We start from the raw sequence: 16,999 nt of genomic DNA on the forward strand, positions 1-16,999 counted from the left end.
CGCCCATTGATCCTATTGGTTTATCGCCCAGGGATATCTACCGTTCAAAGAAAACCCGGCTATTGCCAAGGCCAGATTGGCGATAAAAATCATTCCAACGGTTGGCCAGCCCGCGATCGGCAAAGGGGCCAACAGCGACGTGGGGTCCCCGGGGTTCTGTGCGCTGCTGCACGCGATCGGGCGGGGTTCCGAGTTGAATCACCTGGCTGCTCACGGTGCCTAAGCTTGAAGCGTCAGTGGGAATCACCACGTAGTAAGGCGCGCTAGCCGAATCAGTCATCGGCGGAGCCGTAGTCGGCGGTGCCATTATTTCCCCAGCGGGCGGTGCGGCCGGCACGCCATAGTTAAGCTCTTGACCAAACTCCACATTCCCCGCAGTCGAAGGCACCGCAGCGACACCCGGCGGCAGGGCTGGCACGGGCACAGCCGTCACCGCCGCCTGGGAAAACGCCGCATCGGGTAGGGGCGGCAAATCGCCGTTGGAAGCATAGACGTTGTTGGGTAACCCAGCCGTCTGAGAATAGTAAGGCACAGCCGCCGCCACCTGGGCCATCTCAGCCCTGACCCCAAGCGTTCCCAGATCGGTAATGCGCTGCTGGGCATTGCCGGTCATGTTAAACCGCCCCGCCTGAATGACCGATCGCCCCTGAAACGAGGTACGAAAGGCTGTTGGCTCCACCAGACGCACCTGACTCAGCGTAGCTTCGCTGGTGTCGCCAACGTAGATTAAATACTGCTGACCGCTAGTGGGCACCTGCTGGGGCATAGCCGCCCCAGGCACCGGCACTGCCCCAGCGGGTAGCGGCGGCACAACCTCATAGCCTTGGGTCATACCCTGGGGCGCTGTGCTGATTACCGCAGTGGCCGCGATCGCGATCGCCGCCGACATTTTTAGAGGCAGCCCGCGCCCGCAACCACTCCATAACCCCAACAAACTGTTCTGCATTGCCATCACGACTCCTGCCCATTGCTCGTATGGTGAACCGGTAGACGGTCAAGCATCAACGACTTTTTGCCCGTCCTCTATATGCCTTGAGGATATTAGCGCAGATTTTAAAAACCGCATCGTTCTAGCCAAAAGATTTGGCCAGCACAGACTATCCACCGCTTCGGTGATGCAGATCACCAGTTACAGGCTGCAACATCACTGGAACAGAGGCCTGTGAGTCACCTAGGGAGGTTGTGACATTTCTTACTATAGATGCAACCTGCAACAGTAAGCGCTATGGCCAAGCCCTGCGGCAAACCCCTCAAAAACAACCCGTTCACGACCCAACGCGATCCACACACGGGGGAATGGCACGTGGTAAAGACCCACCCCAGGAGTCGCCGATAATTCCTGGGGATGACCATAGCAAGAATTCTGATCAGACCGCTGTACCTGGTCAGACTCATCCCTACGTCCTTAGCCGTGTATCTGCGATCGAGAAGGAAGTAAGTCTTCAAACCGCTTTGACCAGAGTAAGGAAGTAAGTCTCCAAACCGCCTTAACCAGAGCTAGGATCGCTGGGCTATAGTGTGGGCTCATTCCGTCTGCGGAACGCCTCACCACTGCCATGCGCCAACTCTATCCCCCCATTGAGCCCTACCATACCGAATATCTGGCGGTATCAGAACGGCATCGGCTCTACGTAGAGCAGGTCGGCAATCCCAAGGGCAAACCGGTGGTGTTTTTGCACGGCGGGCCTGGGGGTGGCAGCAACCCCACTTATCGGCAGTTTTTTGATCCTGAGCGCTGGCGCGTTGTGCTGTTTGACCAGCGGGGCTGCGGCAAAAGTCTGCCCCGCGCCGATTTAGAAGACAACACCACCTGGGCATTGGTCAGTGACATCGAGAAAATTCGCGTTCATCTAGGTATTGACCAGTGGACCGTGTTTGGCGGTAGCTGGGGCAGCACCCTGGCCTTGGCCTACGCCCAGACTCACCCCGATCGCTGCCAGGGGCTAATCTTGCGCGGCATTTTTACCCTGCGCCAGCGAGAGATTAGCTGGTTTTACCAATCAGGGGCCAGCTTCCTCTATCCCGATGCCTGGGAGCAGTATCTCGCCCCTATTCCTGAAGCCGAGCGCGATGATTTGGTCAAGGCCTACCACCGCCGCCTCACCAGCGACAACATTGAAGAACGACTGACCGCCGCCCGCGCCTGGGCCGTGTGGGAAGCCAGCACCAGCAAGCTTGTGCAAGACCCCGACCTGTTGCACCACTTCAGCGCAGACGAGTTTGCCGTCGCCTTTGCTCGCATCGAGTGTCACTACTTTATCAATCGAGGCTTTTTCGAAACCGACGACCATATCCTTAGCCAGGTACACCGCATTCGCCACATTCCCGGCGTCATCGTGCAGGGTCGCTACGATGTGGTATGCCCCGCCACCACCGCATGGGAACTGCACCGGGCTTGGCCCGAAGCTCAGTTTGTCATGGTGCAAGAGGCTGGCCACTCTGCCATGGAGCCAGGCATTGCCAATGCGCTGATTGAGGCGACGGATGAGTTTGCGCGGCGGTGAGGGGAGGAGTTAAGGGAAAGTTTTGAGTGTTTAGTTTTGAGTTTTGAGGTCTTGATCCTTAACCCAAACTCAAAACTCCTCATCCCCTTGGCCTCATCACCCCAACACTCGACGGGCAATCCACCGCTGCACGCTCCACAGCCCTCCGGCAACTATGGCCCCCAGCCACAGTCCCCGCCCTAGCTGGGTTTGCCCGTCGAGCAAGCACCATCCACCAAGCACTGCCAAGCCGAGAGTGCTGCCCGCTACGGTTGTGAGCATGGCATGCAGGGCGTTGTGGGTAGCAACGACCTGGGCCGCCAAATTTTCGGGGGGTGCGCCTGCGGCTAAGGCTTTAGAGGCGGCCTGAAATGACTCATAGTTAGCGGCTTCGACCTGATAGTAGGTACCTAGCTCGTCATCCCGCAAAGCCGAGACGGTGTAGAGACCAAACTGCTTGGCCTGAGCGATCGCATCGCGAATTTGCTGCCGGGTGGCGATTGGCCCTAGAGCCTCAAACACCGACTGGCGGTAGACCCCGGTTTTGGCCATGGCCAAGACGCGATCGGTGATGTCTAGGGTAGAGGGAGAGACGGCATTCACGGGGTTTATCCACTCCTGGGCAGGCCGGGGCGATCGCCCGCTGGACCGGTCTTCGACCAACGCCCAACTTGTACTACTTGATAGTACAGAAAAACAGCCATTAACCTACCTATTGCAGGGGCAGACTGCTGACGAAGTTTGCGTCTCACCCGCTCAACGGCCTCATTCCACCACCGGCTCTCCCTACCCGATCCAACCCATCAGTCCGTAGGCCAGGGCCGCGCTCCCCAGCGGCACCGTGAGGTTGTCGAGGCCATAGAGCGAGAGCGTCTCTAGCAGGGTGGCGGCGATCGCCACCACCACAGCCGTTCCCCACACTGCCCCTGTAAACCCCGCCGTCAGCCCCAGTACCAGCAAAACCACCAGAAAGCTAGCCAAGGCCATGGTCAAACTGCCCTCCCAACTCTTCTGGCTACCCAAAACCCTGTAGGGATGGCGGCCAAAGTTTTGCCCCACTAGGGCAGCCAAGCCATCGCCCCAGGTCATAACCAAAATGCCGAGAGCAGCGTACTGGGGTAGACCCAAGGGCCAGAAAACCGCTGTCAGTACGCCAATGCTGATAGCGTAAAAAAAAGTACCCAGACTGTTGCGTCCTACACCGTCAACCCCCGGCAAAATCGGCAGCCGGTACGACAGCAGCGCTACGCAGCTGAATAGGACAGAGGCCGCTATACCCATCCAAGCAGGAGTATGCAGCCACCAGGCCAGCAAAATCACGTGACCTGCCCCAATATGGACGATTTTTCGGGTAATTTCGGTAGCGAAGTGGCCGGTCCGGCGCACCCCTTCGGCTACTCCCCCAACTACTGCTAGCCAGGCGGCTACCAGTCCAATTTGCATAAGCGCAGTAGCCATCATGGCAGGGGAAGCAAGTATAGTGGTGTGGGACTTCTAGACCTTACTACACCAACTTCCTATGGATAAACCCTATAAGCGAGTGCTGCTAAAACTTAGCGGTGAAGCCCTCATGGGCGACATGGATTACGGCATCGATCCTAACGTAGTAGAAGCCATCGCGGCCGAGATTGCCGAGGTGATTAAAGAAGATATTGAAATCGCTGTGGTGGTGGGTGCAGGCAACATCTTTCGCGGCATTAAAGGCTCGGCTGCCGGGATGGATCGAGCCACTGCTGACTACATTGGCATGATCGCCACAGTGATGAATGCCATGACCCTGCAAGACTCGCTAGAGCGAATAGGGGTGCCGACTCGGGTGCAGACGGCGATCGCGATGCAAGAGGTCGCCGAGCCCTACATTCGCCGCCGTGCCATTCGCCACCTGGAGAAAAACCGGGTGGTTATTTTTGGGGCAGGCTCCGGCAATCCCTTCTTTACCACTGACACTACCGCTGCGCTGCGGGCGGCGGAGATCAACGCCGAGGTGGTGTTCAAAGCGACCAAGGTTGACGGCGTCTACGATTCTGATCCTAAAATTAATCCTAATGCCAAGCGCTTTCGCACCCTCACCTACGGGTATGTGCTGCAGAACGATCTAAAAGTGATGGACAGCACCGCGATCGCCCTCTGTAAGGACAACAACATCCCTATCATGGTATTTGACCTGTCGGTGCCTGGAAACATCAAGCGGGCGCTAATGGGCGAATCTATCGGCACGATTGTAGGAGAGTCTTGTAATGTCAGTTGACGATATTTTGCTTGAAACCGAAGACCAGATGCAGAAGTCTATTAAGGCGACTCAGAACAACTTCAACACGATTCGCACGGGGCGCGCCAACGCCTCGTTGCTCGATCGTATCGAGATCGACTACTACGGTGCCCAGACTCCCCTCAAGCAGATGGCCAACATCTCCATCCCCGACTCCACTACGCTGACGATTCAGCCCTACGACGCCAGCAGCCTAACCACCATCGAAAAAGCGATCTCGTTGTCTGACGTGGGCCTCACCCCTAACAACGATGGCCGGGTGATTCGCCTCAACATTCCGCCCCTGACCAGCGAGCGCCGCAAAGAGTTTGTCAAAACAGCGGGCAAAGTGGCTGAAGAAGGGCGCGTCTCCATTCGCAACCAGCGCCGCAACGGCATCGACGCGGTTAAAAAACTAGAAAAGGCCAGCGACATCTCTGAGGACGAGTCGCGCGATGCCCAGGACGAGATTCAAAAGCTCACCGATAAATACATCGCTCAGCTCGACGAAGCCCTAGCCGCCAAAGAGAAAGACATTATGACCGTGTGAGATTTCAATTGTAGAGACGTGATCGATCGCGTCTCTACGGAGTATTTCTTACGTCGCGCATTTCGGTCTAACAAAGTAGGCAAAGTGCATTGGGTAGCCCTCGGAGTAGAGCTTATCGACTCGGTTTTGGGCAATTTCTAGGCTTTGAAACACGTCTAAAACGGTTTCTCGGCCGTTGGCATAGCGAACGCAAAGTTCCCAAATCATGGCGTTTTCCCTAATGGCAGTCCAAGGCAGCGATAGCGGGCCTGGCTTTACGATGGCTTTATGCAGGCTGGGTGTCTTCATCCTAGGTTTATCGCTTCAGGATGTACTCCGAGAAATCCACGAACTTAGACCTTTCAGATATTTGGGGCTTGGCATATCTGAATTCCCTTGCCCCGGTTGACGCTCCCCGACAGCCCTGTTAGATTGCAGATACGTTTCAGCTCATCCGCAGCAATGACCGCATCCGTCAGAGCATTTTATTTTTGGTGGCAGCTGTCGGTTCACAGGTCGTGAGCACCTTTTGTGTTGCCAACCTTGTGAACCGCAGAGCTTACCCTCTGCGGTTTTGTTTTTTGGTTTAATTCGTTAGCCCTTTTTGCTTTAGCCGCTATGCAAATTTTCACCATCAATTGGTACTACGGTTTTTTTTACACCACCGGGTCAGGCTTGTGGTGATAGGTCTTCCTATGCCCTTTACCTGACCCGGAGCCTCTAGCTCCGGGTTTTTTGTTTTCTATTGCGATCGCCCCGTTCTTTATCCACTTTTCTCACCATGAAAGACGCTGTTTTGACCCGCAAATCTAGCCTTGAGCACCGCTCGGTGGTGGCTCTGACCGATACCGTTGCCATCGGCGGCGACACCCTGCTGATTGTGGGCGGCCCCTGCGCCGTTGAAAGCGCCGAGCAGATGGAGCAGGTGGCCCACCATCTGGCCCCAACCCCCGTGCAGGCGCTGCGGGGCGGGGTCTTCAAGCCGCGCACGTCACCCTACGCATTCCAGGGCATGGGGGAAGCCGGGCTGCGCATTCTGGACGACATTCGGCAGCGGTTTCAGATGCCGGTGATCTCCGAGGTGATGGCGATGGATCAAATTCCAGCAATGGTGACCCAGGTGGATGTGTTGCAGGTGGGCAGCCGCAACATGCAGAACTTTGACCTGCTCAAGGCTCTAGGTCGCATCGACAAGCCGGTGCTGCTCAAGCGTGGGCTAGCGGCCACTGTCGAAGAGTTTGTCATGGCGGCGGAATATATTCTTAGCCACGGTAACCCCAACGTGATTCTCTGCGAGCGGGGCATTCGCAGCTTTGATACCTACACCCGCAACGTGCTGGATCTGGGGGCAGTAGTAGCATTAAAACAACTCACTCACCTGCCGGTGATGGTGGACCCCAGCCATGCTGCTGGCAAGCGGGAGCTGGTGCCCGATCTGGCGCGGGCGGCGATCGCCGCTGGGGCCGACGGGCTGATTGTCGAGTGCCACCCGGTGCCCCATGAGTCTGTGTCAGATGCGCGCCAAGCCCTTACCCTAGAGGAGATGACTATGCTGGCTGACAGTCTCGAACCCCTAGCCATAGCTCTGGGTCGTCGCTTAGCTAGATCAGTGGTCACTGGCACCGCTCTACAGTCATCAGATCGGGCTCTGGAAGAGACTGCGATCGCCGCCTAAATCAGCGTCATCAGCATTCGCAATAGGTGTCATTAGCAAAGACCGCTGTCATTGGGCTTCATATTTTGTTACAACATAAGGGGAATTAGGTTGGTAATAACCTCTATGTTTGGTGGCTTTACCGGGTTTCAGTCCAAAGGATCCAATGACTTTGGCGAAAGGATGATTAACTCTGTGGCTACCCAGTCGCTGCGTCACCTATTTAGCCGCAGCGATGCTGTGGAAGTAGCGGTGCGCTGCTCTCCCTCCAGCAAGCTTCTTCAGGGCACCATTGACAGTTTTCGTATGGAAGGGCGTGGCCTTGTAATTCGCAAAGAATTTGAGGCCGCCGAGATGATGTTTGAGACCGATACAGTGTCGATCGACGTCGGGTCGGCGATCGGCGGCAAAATTCGCCTGCGCCAACCCACCCAGGCGGTGGCCCAGGTGACGTTGAACGAAGACGCCATCAACCGCGCCTTTGAGGCCGAGCTGGTGCGCCAGCACCTCGAAGGGGTTACTGATGAGGCGGTCACCTCGCTCTCGGGGGGCGACCCTGTCACCTTTCGGGATATCAACATCACGCTGTTGCCCGACCAGGCCGTCAAAATTACGGCTAAGACCGATTTGCCCAACCACAAAGATGTGCCCATTCAAATGTCGGCCCAGGTCACGGTCGAAAAGCGGCGGCGAATTATTTTTGCCAACGCAGAATTTTTGCCCGAGGGCGTTCCCGAAGCGCTGACCTCGATCTCGGAGACTCTAACCAAAGGCTTTGCGGAGGTGCTCAACCGCATGGTCGACTTAGAGCGTTTTAACCTCGATGGGGTGCTGCTGCGGGTCAACCGCCTAGAAACTCAGGGTAAACAGCTGGTGTTTAGCGGCTACGCCCAGATCGAGCATTTCCCCGGCACGATGTAAAGGTTTCAGGTTCGAAGTTTAGGCCACCCTTAAACCCTGCCCTTGAACCTGAAACCTTGCTTGGCCAGTATCATAGTTGGGTTCTTGGGTTAGGCATCGGCGCTATGGGTAACTGGTTTACGGCGGGGGGCGTGGTCATGTGGCCACTGCTGCTGTGTTCGCTGCTGACCCTGACCCTTGCCGTGGAGCGAGGCTGGTTTTGGTTGCAAATTGGCCGTCAGCAGCGGGGGCTGGTGCCCCAGGCCCTCAGCACCTTTAGCCAAAACCCCCAGCGGGCGATCGCCAAACTCAAGCAGCACCAGCAGTTGCCCATTGCCCGTATCTTTCTGGCCGCCCTCACCTTAGGTGACGCCACCCCCGAAGAATTTCGCCTAGCCCTAGAGAGCGCCGCCCAGGCCGAGTTGCCGGTGCTGAAACGATTCCAAACCCTATTTGAAACGGTGGTAGGGGTGGCACCGCTGTTGGGGTTGCTCGGGACGGTGCTAGGCCTGATGCAGACGTTTTCGACCCTTCAATTGGGTGATACCGGTGGCCCGGCCGCCAGCGGCGTCACCGCTGGGGTAAGCGAAGCCCTGATCTCTACGGCGGCGGGGCTGGTCGTTGCTCTAGTGGCGCTGCTATTGACCAACCTGTTTCAGGGCCTGTATCGCCGCCAGCGGGCCTTTATTCAAGAGGCTGGAGGTAAGTTGGAGATTCTCCATCGCCGCGCCCAGCGCCAGGGATCGATTAGTTCCAATGTCTTTTTGCCGGGGAGCCTGCCGTGAGGGGTGATGGTCTTGGGAGGTCGGGATCAGCCCAGTACGCAGCGGTGATTGTGGTGGGAGCTGGGGCGGCAGGGCTATTTGGGGCGATCGCCTGTGCCGAGGCTAACCCTGGCCAATCCATCCACATCTTTGAGGCAGGCCGTGACCCCCTAGCCAAGGTGAGAATTTCGGGCGGGGGCCGCTGCAACGTCACCCACGCCTGTTTTGACCCAGCAGTGCTGGTTAACCACTATCCCAGGGGCGATCGCGCCCTGCGCGGTCCCTTTAGCCGCTTTCAGCCTCGCGACACGGTGGAGTGGTTTGAGCAGCGCGGGGTGCGGCTCAAGACCGAAGCCGATGGCCGCATGTTTCCGACCACCGACGACTCAGGCACCATCGTTGACTGCCTGCTGGGAGAAGCCCGGCGGTTGGGCATTCAGTTGCACACCAGCCAGGCGATCGCCCAAATTCACCACGACGACGATGGCTTTTGGCTGACGACTAGGGCTGGGGCTGAGTGGCACTGCGATCGCCTACTGTTGGCCACTGGCAGCAGCCCCGGCGGCTACCGGCTGGCCCTCAAGCTCGGTCACGACCTGGTACCGCCTGTGCCCTCGCTATTCACCTTCAACATTCCCGACTCGGCTCTGCACGACCTGGCCGGGGTTTCGGTTGAGACCGTGCAACTCAGCCTGGCTGTCGAAAATTCTCCCGCCCTGACCCAGAGCGGCCCGCTGCTGATTACCCATTGGGGGGTGAGTGGCCCGGCGGTGCTCAAGCTGTCGGCCTACGGGGCGGTAGGGCTACACAGCCAGCGCTACCGAGCGACGCTGACCGTGAACTGGTTACCGGCCCTCAAGCAAGACCAGGTGCGGCAGAAGCTAATGAGCCTCAAGCAAGAGCAAGGCAAACGGCAGGTGGCAGCGTTTTCGCCGTTTCCAGAACTGTCACGGCGGTTATGGCAGTATTTGATTCAGCACCGGGCCAAGTTGACTACTCAGCTAAACTGGGCCGACCTATCTAAGGGGCAGGTGCAAGCGCTGGTGACGGAGTTGACGCGGGGGGAATATGCGATCGCAGGCAAAGGTGTCTTCAAAGACGAATTTGTCACCTGTGGCGGCATTCCCCTGCCCGAAGTCAACTTCAAAACCCTGGAGAGCCGCCGCTGCCCGGGGCTGTACCTGGCGGGCGAAATTCTCAATATCGACGGCATCACGGGCGGTTTCAACTTTCAAAACGCCTGGACTACGGGCTGGCTAGCTGGGCAAGCGATGGCAGCAGCGATGAGCTAACGATAGAACCATAGTTCCACTGGGCAGCATTGTCATAACTCAAGAGCAAGCCAATGCTTTAGAGAAGAGCTAGCAGCCCAATTCTGGGTCTGGCAGATCTTGGTAAAGTTATAGGCGCAGCGATCGCGGCCCTGTTTCTATCTATCGCGCTCAAACGGGCTTAGGGAGCGCAGGCCCTAGCCCGCCATGCAGGATCAACCTTTTGATATAGAGCAGTGTCAGGGCTAGCGGAGATGATAATGCTAGGGAAATAGCGGTTTGGTGCGATCGCTGCTGCCCCCACAAACCCTCAAACAGCATTATGGTGTACTCAGACAACCTAAACTTTCTTGATGAGCAAGACGTTTAAAGCCGGGTTGATGAGTTTATGCCTTGGCGGGGTGCTGCTTTTGACAGCATGTAATGACCCTCAGCCACCCGTTATGGACCAGCCCAATACCAATACTCTCAGCGAAACCAGCGAAACTCTGAGCGAAGATGTCAACAACCTGAACCGAGGCAGCGGAGCGCAAATCATCGCGCTGGGCGATAGCATCACAGCGGGGTTCGGCATTGGTCCTGAGGCCGCCTACCCAAACCTGCTCAGTCAAACCTTAGACTTACCCATTGTCAACCAGGGTAGAAGTGGCGACACCACTGAAGCAGCGCTAAATCGCTTACAACAAGATGTCATAGCAGCTGATCCTTGGTTAGTGATTGTCGGGCTAGGCGGCAATGACTATTTAAGACAAGTTCCACCCTCCCAAACCGAAGCAAACCTGCGGCAAATTGTGACCCGCCTGCAACAGGTGGGGGCTATTGTAGTGATATTAGGTATGGATATTAGCCCCTTTAGTAGCAACTACGAAGGGTTATATCAGCGAGTAGCAAACGATACCCAGGCCCATCTCATTCCTGGGGTTTTAGAAGGTCTAAACGATCCGCGTTATCTATACGATCAAATTCATCCCAACCAAGCTGGACAACGAATTTTAGCAAATCGCATTGCTGAAGGATTGCAGCCGCTTTTACGAGACGCGACACTGCCTCCTCATCTATCCAATCAGCGACAGAATTAAAGTAATGGGTAACGACCAAGCCGTAGGGCCTGGTTGAACTTTTAACGTAACCTCGGTTCAGAGACAGTACCATCCTGTTCTGGATGTTGGCAGATTCTCTCACTGGTAGCGACGTTAGCTTCAAGCGCATCATTCTATGGGGGCACGCCGCTAGTGGACAGATATGTACCCTGCTTGGAATGGCATTGGGTACGTATCCACGTTTAACTAAAGTATTCGTTGCTCCAACCGTCTGCACCTTAATAACTATCAACGCCGTGAAGACATTTTCTGAAGCTGTTGCCATTGGCAAAGTAACCACTGCTGAGGCCTTAGATATTTTCGACAGTCTTGACACCGTCGCTGTCAGTGACATGATTGGCCCATGGCAAGGGTCGAGCTTTCCGACCGATCATCCCCTCGATGGGGCCCTCGAAGCCTATCACTGGCACGGCAAGCGGTTCGACACCCCAGAGCACGTTCATCCACTCATTTTTAAGACCATGGATGGCAACACGGCCAGCGTCAATCCACTTTGGACTTTGCCACTAGTTAGCTGGATTGATCGATTGCCAATTCCAAAGTCAGAGGCGATGGGAAATATCTTTCAGGCCAGCCTTTTTTTGTTTTCCACCAATCAATCTTGTGCGCGGCTTCGCCCGGTCATTTATCGAGGTAAAGAGACCGCAACGATGATCTACGACAGTCTTCCGATCAACGATATTTTTCGCAAGGTGGATGATCGGACGGTGCTAGGCCTAATGGATTTAAAGGGTATGGAATGCCCGTTCTTTTTTGTGTTGCAGCGGGAGTAAACCAGGTAAGGAATCTCTCGTTAATCCAGGTATATAGGCACTTCTTGATCTAGGAAAATTTAGGTTTCAGCGATCGCTCAAGCTACACCCAAAGTTTGCTAACTCCTTCAAATTAGTCCTTCTGATAGAGCTGTAGAGATAGATTGTTGGGTAAAAGCCGAGGTGTAATGCCACCTCTTTCTAAACCTATGGCTACCAGCACCTTTGAGCCGTTTGCCACACAGGCAGCGATCGCCTCCTCGACGTCTACCGCACCTACATTTCGCCTCGAAAAGGGTTCTCTTGTTCTCATAGAGTCCTGCACGGTCGGCAGTCTTGCTCAGATTACGCTAGGGGCATTTTGGTAGCTCAGACTTTAAGCGTGGCGATCCGCATAGCTCTACCACTTACCTTCGCCCGGTGGGATACAGCCAAAATTCTAGACCCTTACTCAGCAATGGCATCACAGGATAAGTGAGCAAAGCGGAGACAAAAATCACCGAAACAAACAGGCCCAGCAGTGGCGGCAGCGCCCCCAGCAGCGGCCCCAGCAGTCGATTGGCCAGCAAAATTAGCGGGTAAACCGCTAAGACACCCAGCACCACCTGCTTGTAGTAAGGCGGCGAGGGCAGTGACGCTGTCATGCCAAGGCGCGCCTTGGGCAGCGTGAACCATAGCTCTAGACCGCTGGGGAGCTGTTGCTGCGATCGCGCTGCAATCAACCCGTAGGATTGATCCATCCAGGCGCGGTAAGTGGGTGATATCAACCAGCGGCGCAGGTGATCGTAACTCTCGAACTTGATAATCACCACGTATTCGGGGTGGGCGTGGTCGCGGGGGCGAATGATTTCAACCCCTAAAAAGCCTTCGAACTGCCTGGCATCGCGGTTAATCCCCTTTGTCCAAGCTTCGTAGGCATCGACTTTGCTGGGTTCAACCAACTCTGAGATCACCAGAGTAACCGGGCCAGATTGCGGCTGAGGCTCTTCCATGGGTCGCGGCAGATGATTTACCGGAGCGAACAGAATTTTCTCACGCGATCGAACTCAGGGTCTTGCCAGGAGTAGGCAAAGTGGCTCACCGAGGTAATTTCAGGACTCGATCGCCGCAGAGCTTCCATCTGCGTTTCTAGGGCCGGCCGATTATAGGTAGCCTGCCCCCAAATCCCTGCTAGCGCCGGGGTCACTGTCGGGGAGGTGCCACTGGGTATCATCGTCTGCACCCGGCGTACCCCATCTAAAATGCAGCCTGTATTGCCGCACACCGCATAGGCCATCGGGTGCCAGGTCATCCAGGTGGGGAAGCGCTCCCAATATTGCAGCCGCGAGTCATAGCCGCCGGTACCCACCGTCTGATTGCCCTCCGGGAAAAACACTGCTCCGGCTTCAATACCGCTGCGCTGCACCTGTTCTCCAGCCACTTTCACAAAATCGACGACCCCTTGCACCGCATGGGCCACACTCAGCTGCCACAGTTCAGCATTCAGCCGGGGGCGCAGACTAGCCGGGGTTGGCAGTTCTTGGCCCGCTTGCAGCGGTGGGGATGGGGTGCGGCTCTGCCACAGCGGTTCAGCCTCGTTGGGGTAGAGGTCGCGCGCCTCTTGAATGTCGCGATCGACCAGGTGCCCTCGGCTGATGTAGCGACGGATCAGCTCTTGGCCCTGCTGGTTCACCGCCCGACGAAACAGCGCATCTCGCGAGGCCTGACCGTAGATCCACAAGTCGTCAACGCTGTCGGCCACCGAGTTGGCACCGACACCGCGGGGGTAGCGCACATAGTCAAACAGCACACCGTCGGGCTTTCGCCGCAGGATAGCCCCCATCAAGCGGCTGTAGTCGTCTTGGGCCTGAGAATTGTAGGGATCGACAAAGACTTCGTCAGGGTTGCTAGAGTCTCCGGCCTTGGCGTAGGTGTAGGTGGTTTGACCGCGACCATTGAGGGCTAGCACCTGCTCGCGATCGCTGCGCAACCCGTAAGAATAGCCAAAGTTGAGGGCAAACACCCAAGCGTCGACCCGCAGCCCTCGCTGGCGTCCTGTTTCAATCGATTCAGCCAGGAGGTCGCGGCGCTCGTAGCCAGGAGATTGCACCACCGAGGGCCACACGGTGGGGTTGTCGCCCTGAGGCAACAGCACCTGCCCGCCGTAAAAGGCTTCCACGTAGACCTCGTTATAGCCCAAATTGACGATGCGATCGAACAGGGCATCGAGAATGCCGGGCTGCAGATCGCAAGGATAAAGGCGCACCCACACTGCCTGACGCTGGGGCCAAGTGCGGCTGCGGCACTGGCGCAGGTCTTCGGTGTGCTGGCGCACCATGGCCTCGTACTGCTGCTGGGCCGCACTATCGCCCTCCAGGGCAGCTTTGCGCAAATTTTCTTTGGCTAGAGCGGCCTCTTGGGTCACTTGGCAGTAGGCGTTGAGCGCCAGCGCTCGCTCCATACCGCTACCCGGCAGCAATCCCAAACCGGCCAGTCCAGCGGCTAGGGCCAAGCTCGGCACCAGCAGTGGTTTAGTCAACCGCTGTAGCGAACTACGGAGCCGAGCTGTAAAAGAATGACTGGCCATAGGTGCGACGAAGAAGGAGTTGTGCCGAAAGCTAAGTTAGCGTTTAAACCACAAAGTGGCCGTAGGGAGTAGCCAGTTTAGGCCCGTGCCCTCTGGGCACCCCAAAGCCAGCCACAATACTAAAATTGGCTCAGCTTACCACTAGTTGTAGTAGGCCGCTCAACTAGAAACACTAGATTAGTTGACTCAGCAACAGAGGCCTTGTCGGACTGCCCTCTCCCGCTCTGCCCACAACCCCTATGGCACCAGCGCCCAGACACGGCCATTCACTTTTCTTCCCCCGGAAACCGATCTTCCTCCAGGGGCAGCACCGTTGAGGGGAAGAAGGTATCAAAATCGAAATCGGGCAGGTTGACCAGCAGTGCCTTGAGCTTCATCCGCTGAATGTAGGGCCAGCCACCATTGACTTCAATATTCCTTAGCAGCGCGTAGAGGTGTTGGCGGTTGTCGGGTAGCGCCTCATAGAAGAGAGTTTCACAGATGTCGCGGTGACACTGCTCTAAGAGCCGCAGCAAAGCCAGCAAATCGGTACTGTTGCCCTTGCGACCCAGGGCGGCTTGATCGATAAGGTCAGACAGTTGGCTCAGATCGTTGGGCAGACTGTCGCTGCGATCGCCGGGCGGGTAATCAGTCATAGCTCTAGCTAGGAATTTTGTTAGATAGCTTAACGTTAGCGGTTGGGTCGTCAAAACCAGCATCAGTATGGTTAAAGCTCTGATGTAGCCTTAACTCTGAAACCCTTAGCCCAACTGGGTTTACCCCAAGATACCAGCACCTCGACAGTACCAGTCCGATATTCTAGGAAAGAGTCCCAGAGCCATGTAGAATGCTTACTTGAGGCTTTACTGGCTGAGGGCAAGCCCAGCATCGTTGCCGGGCTAGCGAGCAAATTTAAGTTGCTTGTCATGGTTTCGCGCCAAGGCTAACTGGCCAGCGCCATAGCAGCCCAGAGCCGACGGCTGTCGCATTATTTGAGTAGTTTGACAGCGCCTTTACATACTAAATTTTGAGGTAGACCATGAGGTATCGCGCCCTCTTAGTTGCGTTCTTGGCCATCTGCCTGAGTGTACTGACAGCCTGTAGCGAAGCGCCCAGTGCCACCAGTAGTGTGCCGCTAACCTATGACCAAATTCGTAATACTGGCCTGGCCAACAAGTGCCCCCAGCTTTCAGAAATGACCCGAGGCACCATTGCCCTCGACAGCGGCAAAACCTATGAACTCGTAGGCATGTGCATTGAGCCCACCGCCTACTTTGTGAAGGAAGAAGCCTCCAAGCGCCAAGAGGCGACCTATGTGCCCGGCAAGGTGCTGACCCGTTACACCTCGAGTCTAGACCAGGTGCGCGGCGATCTGACCGTAGATTCTGACGGTAGTCTGCTGTTCTCTGAGACTGGCGGCATGGATTTCCAAGCCATTACCGTTCAGCTTCCCGGTGGTCAGCAAGAGCCTTTCTTGTTTACTGTCAAAGGTCTGACCGCTAAATCCCAGCCGGGGCAAAGCGCTCTTAACAGCTCCATCGATTTTGAGGGCGATTACAAAGTACCCTCCTACCGCACCTCTAACTTCCTCGACCCCAAGGGCCGCGGTCTGGCCACTGGCTATGACAGCGCCGTAGCTCTACCTGGCAGCGGCGACAGCGAAGAGTATGAAAAAGAAAATGTGAAAGCCTTTGACGTGGGTCAGGGTCATATCTCCCTGCGGGTGTCTAAGATTGACAGCGCCACCGGCGAAATTGGCGGCACCTTTGAAGCAGAGCAGCCCTCTGATACGGACATGGGCACCGCTGAGCCAGTAGACATTAAGGTACAGGGCGTTTTCTACGCTCGCCTTGAAGAAGTCTAAGCTTGTCTTAAGCTAAGCCCCTAACAATTTCAAAGCTGAGGAAGGAGCAATGCTCCTTCCTTTTTTATTGCCTTTTCTTGCCAATACTGCTCCATATCCCGCAGGTGGGTTGGCGTAGTGCAAAGGCGAAGCAACTTATAAAGCGAGCATCTACTCACTAGCACCAGAAGCCCACGCTATTCGACAGCAACCTGCCCCAAGGCCAATATTGCGGTTGATGGGCTGGACGCTTAGCCGTAAGAGGCAAGCCTGATCTAGATCACACCCCTACCTCACCAACATCACCCTAGCCATGGGGGGCTATCACCACGGGCATCGACATTTAGAGGGATATTACTTATGTCGCTTGAAAACCCCCGTCATGGCCTCTGCCCCTACCCTTCCTGCCCCAACCAAACTTCTCACTGGGGACGATCGCGTCCAGACCAACCTACACCGTTTGGCAACCGCTGCCGCCGCTGTGATTGGGTTCTCGGCCATGGCTAGTGGCGCATCGGGCAGCACCCCCGGCATCCCCAACGGCACCTATCTCTACGGCGAGTCGCCGGTTACCGATACTGTCGGGGCGGTCTACTTTGTGTTTGAAGCCCAAGAAGGCCGCCTGAATGGGGCGATCTATCAGCCCTCGTCGTCGTTTGACTGTGTGCGCGGCACGGTGGGCAATGGTGCCCTCGACCTGATCGTCACCGACGCCTATGACCAGAGCGAATTTAACTATTCGGTAGCGATGGTGGCCGATACAAGCATTGCCAGCAGTAGCGGCGGGGCGGGGGTAACTGAGCTAGAGGGCATGTATGCGATCGCCACCCTCTCGGAGCTAGACCAGCAATTGCTGGCGACCTGCGTCAACCAGTAGTCAGCAACCATAATTGAAAAAAGCCGCCGCGAT

General features: G+C 56.3%; 19 protein-coding genes. 12 read left to right on the forward strand and 7 right to left on the reverse strand.

The annotated features are described in order from the left end of the window. Positions 1-37: 37 nt before the first annotated feature. Entirely contained in the window at positions 38-952 is a 915-nt protein-coding gene (locus H6F57_RS08180) for a hypothetical protein (RefSeq protein ID WP_190628780.1), read from the reverse strand. 604 nt (positions 953-1,556) lie between these two features. Between H6F57_RS08180 and pip the strand changes: the two genes are divergently transcribed. Beyond that, the gene (gene pip, locus H6F57_RS08185) at positions 1,557-2,504 is read left to right on the forward strand and encodes a prolyl aminopeptidase (protein WP_190628779.1); all 948 of its coding nucleotides are present in this window, start codon (positions 1,557-1,559) and stop codon (positions 2,502-2,504) included. A 96-nt stretch (positions 2,505-2,600) separates the two neighbouring features. Here pip and H6F57_RS08190 read toward each other — a convergent pair whose 3' ends face one another. After that, entirely contained in the window at positions 2,601-3,146 is a 546-nt protein-coding gene (locus tag H6F57_RS08190; RefSeq protein WP_199289804.1) for a hypothetical protein, read from the reverse strand. 123 nt (positions 3,147-3,269) lie between these two features. Next, on the reverse strand, positions 3,270-3,944 hold the full coding sequence (locus H6F57_RS08195; protein WP_190628777.1) for a diacylglycerol/polyprenol kinase family protein: 675 nt from the start codon (positions 3,942-3,944) through the stop codon (positions 3,270-3,272). A 58-nt stretch (positions 3,945-4,002) separates the two neighbouring features. Here H6F57_RS08195 and pyrH point away from each other — a divergent pair, with 58 nt between their 5' ends. After that, complete coding sequence (pyrH, locus tag H6F57_RS08200) at positions 4,003-4,731, forward strand: UMP kinase (RefSeq protein ID WP_190628775.1); 729 nt, start codon at positions 4,003-4,005, stop codon at positions 4,729-4,731. Next, entirely contained in the window at positions 4,721-5,281 is a 561-nt protein-coding gene (gene frr / locus H6F57_RS08205) for a ribosome recycling factor (RefSeq protein ID WP_190628773.1), read from the forward strand. The genes pyrH and frr overlap by 11 nt, the downstream gene beginning before the upstream one ends. A gap of 48 nt (positions 5,282-5,329) precedes the next feature. Here frr and H6F57_RS08210 read toward each other — a convergent pair whose 3' ends face one another. Beyond that, complete coding sequence (locus H6F57_RS08210; RefSeq protein ID WP_190628771.1) at positions 5,330-5,488, reverse strand: family 2 glycosyl transferase; 159 nt, start codon at positions 5,486-5,488, stop codon at positions 5,330-5,332. A 553-nt stretch (positions 5,489-6,041) separates the two neighbouring features. Between H6F57_RS08210 and aroF the strand changes: the two genes are divergently transcribed. The 7 genes from aroF to H6F57_RS28300 all read left to right on the forward strand — a co-directional run bounded on the left by aroF (position 6,042) and on the right by H6F57_RS28300 (position 12,179). Beyond that, positions 6,042-6,935 carry a 3-deoxy-7-phosphoheptulonate synthase gene (gene aroF / locus H6F57_RS08215; RefSeq protein WP_190628769.1) on the forward strand — a complete coding sequence of 298 codons (894 nt, stop codon included), beginning with the start codon at positions 6,042-6,044 and terminating at the stop codon, positions 6,933-6,935. Positions 6,936-7,097: 162 nt separating this feature from the next. Next, positions 7,098-7,835: a DUF2993 domain-containing protein gene (locus H6F57_RS08220; protein WP_242024945.1), complete on the forward strand. Its 738-nt coding sequence runs from the start codon at positions 7,098-7,100 to the stop codon at positions 7,833-7,835. A 104-nt stretch (positions 7,836-7,939) separates the two neighbouring features. Beyond that, positions 7,940-8,599, forward strand: a complete 660-nt coding sequence (locus H6F57_RS08225; RefSeq protein WP_190628764.1) for a MotA/TolQ/ExbB proton channel family protein — start codon at positions 7,940-7,942, stop codon at positions 8,597-8,599. Further along, positions 8,596-9,870, forward strand: coding sequence for an NAD(P)/FAD-dependent oxidoreductase (locus H6F57_RS08230; RefSeq protein ID WP_313933614.1), 1,275 nt, complete (start codon positions 8,596-8,598; stop codon positions 9,868-9,870). The genes H6F57_RS08225 and H6F57_RS08230 overlap by 4 nt, the downstream gene beginning before the upstream one ends. A gap of 422 nt (positions 9,871-10,292) precedes the next feature. After that, entirely contained in the window at positions 10,293-10,928 is a 636-nt protein-coding gene (locus H6F57_RS08235; RefSeq protein WP_190628762.1) for a GDSL-type esterase/lipase family protein, read from the forward strand. Positions 10,929-11,014: 86 nt separating this feature from the next. Beyond that, on the forward strand, positions 11,015-11,722 hold the full coding sequence (locus tag H6F57_RS08240; RefSeq protein WP_242024944.1) for a DUF4334 domain-containing protein: 708 nt from the start codon (positions 11,015-11,017) through the stop codon (positions 11,720-11,722). Between the two features lie 259 nt (positions 11,723-11,981). Further along, complete coding sequence (locus H6F57_RS28300; protein ID WP_347279964.1) at positions 11,982-12,179, forward strand: hypothetical protein; 198 nt, start codon at positions 11,982-11,984, stop codon at positions 12,177-12,179. Here H6F57_RS28300 and H6F57_RS08245 read toward each other — a convergent pair. From H6F57_RS08245 to H6F57_RS08255, 3 genes are all read right to left on the reverse strand, one after another. Next, positions 12,109-12,693, reverse strand: a complete 585-nt coding sequence (locus H6F57_RS08245) for an antibiotic biosynthesis monooxygenase (RefSeq protein ID WP_190628759.1) — start codon at positions 12,691-12,693, stop codon at positions 12,109-12,111. The genes H6F57_RS28300 and H6F57_RS08245 overlap by 71 nt on opposite strands. A 17-nt stretch (positions 12,694-12,710) precedes the next feature. Next, complete coding sequence (locus H6F57_RS08250; protein WP_190628757.1) at positions 12,711-14,267, reverse strand: hypothetical protein; 1,557 nt, start codon at positions 14,265-14,267, stop codon at positions 12,711-12,713. Between the two features lie 266 nt (positions 14,268-14,533). After that, the gene (locus H6F57_RS08255) at positions 14,534-14,902 is read right to left on the reverse strand and encodes a hypothetical protein (protein WP_199289803.1); all 369 of its coding nucleotides are present in this window, start codon (positions 14,900-14,902) and stop codon (positions 14,534-14,536) included. A 383-nt stretch (positions 14,903-15,285) separates the two neighbouring features. Here H6F57_RS08255 and H6F57_RS08260 point away from each other — a divergent pair, with 383 nt between their 5' ends. Continuing rightward, complete coding sequence (locus H6F57_RS08260) at positions 15,286-16,110, forward strand: photosystem II manganese-stabilizing polypeptide (RefSeq protein WP_190628755.1); 825 nt, start codon at positions 15,286-15,288, stop codon at positions 16,108-16,110. A gap of 361 nt (positions 16,111-16,471) precedes the next feature. Further along, positions 16,472-16,966: a hypothetical protein gene (locus H6F57_RS08265; protein ID WP_190628754.1), complete on the forward strand. Its 495-nt coding sequence runs from the start codon at positions 16,472-16,474 to the stop codon at positions 16,964-16,966. Positions 16,967-16,999: the final 33 nt, after the last annotated feature.

Source organism: Leptolyngbya sp. FACHB-60, assembly GCF_014695775.1.
Lineage (GTDB): Bacteria > Cyanobacteriota > Cyanobacteriia > Phormidesmidales > Phormidesmidaceae > Nodosilinea.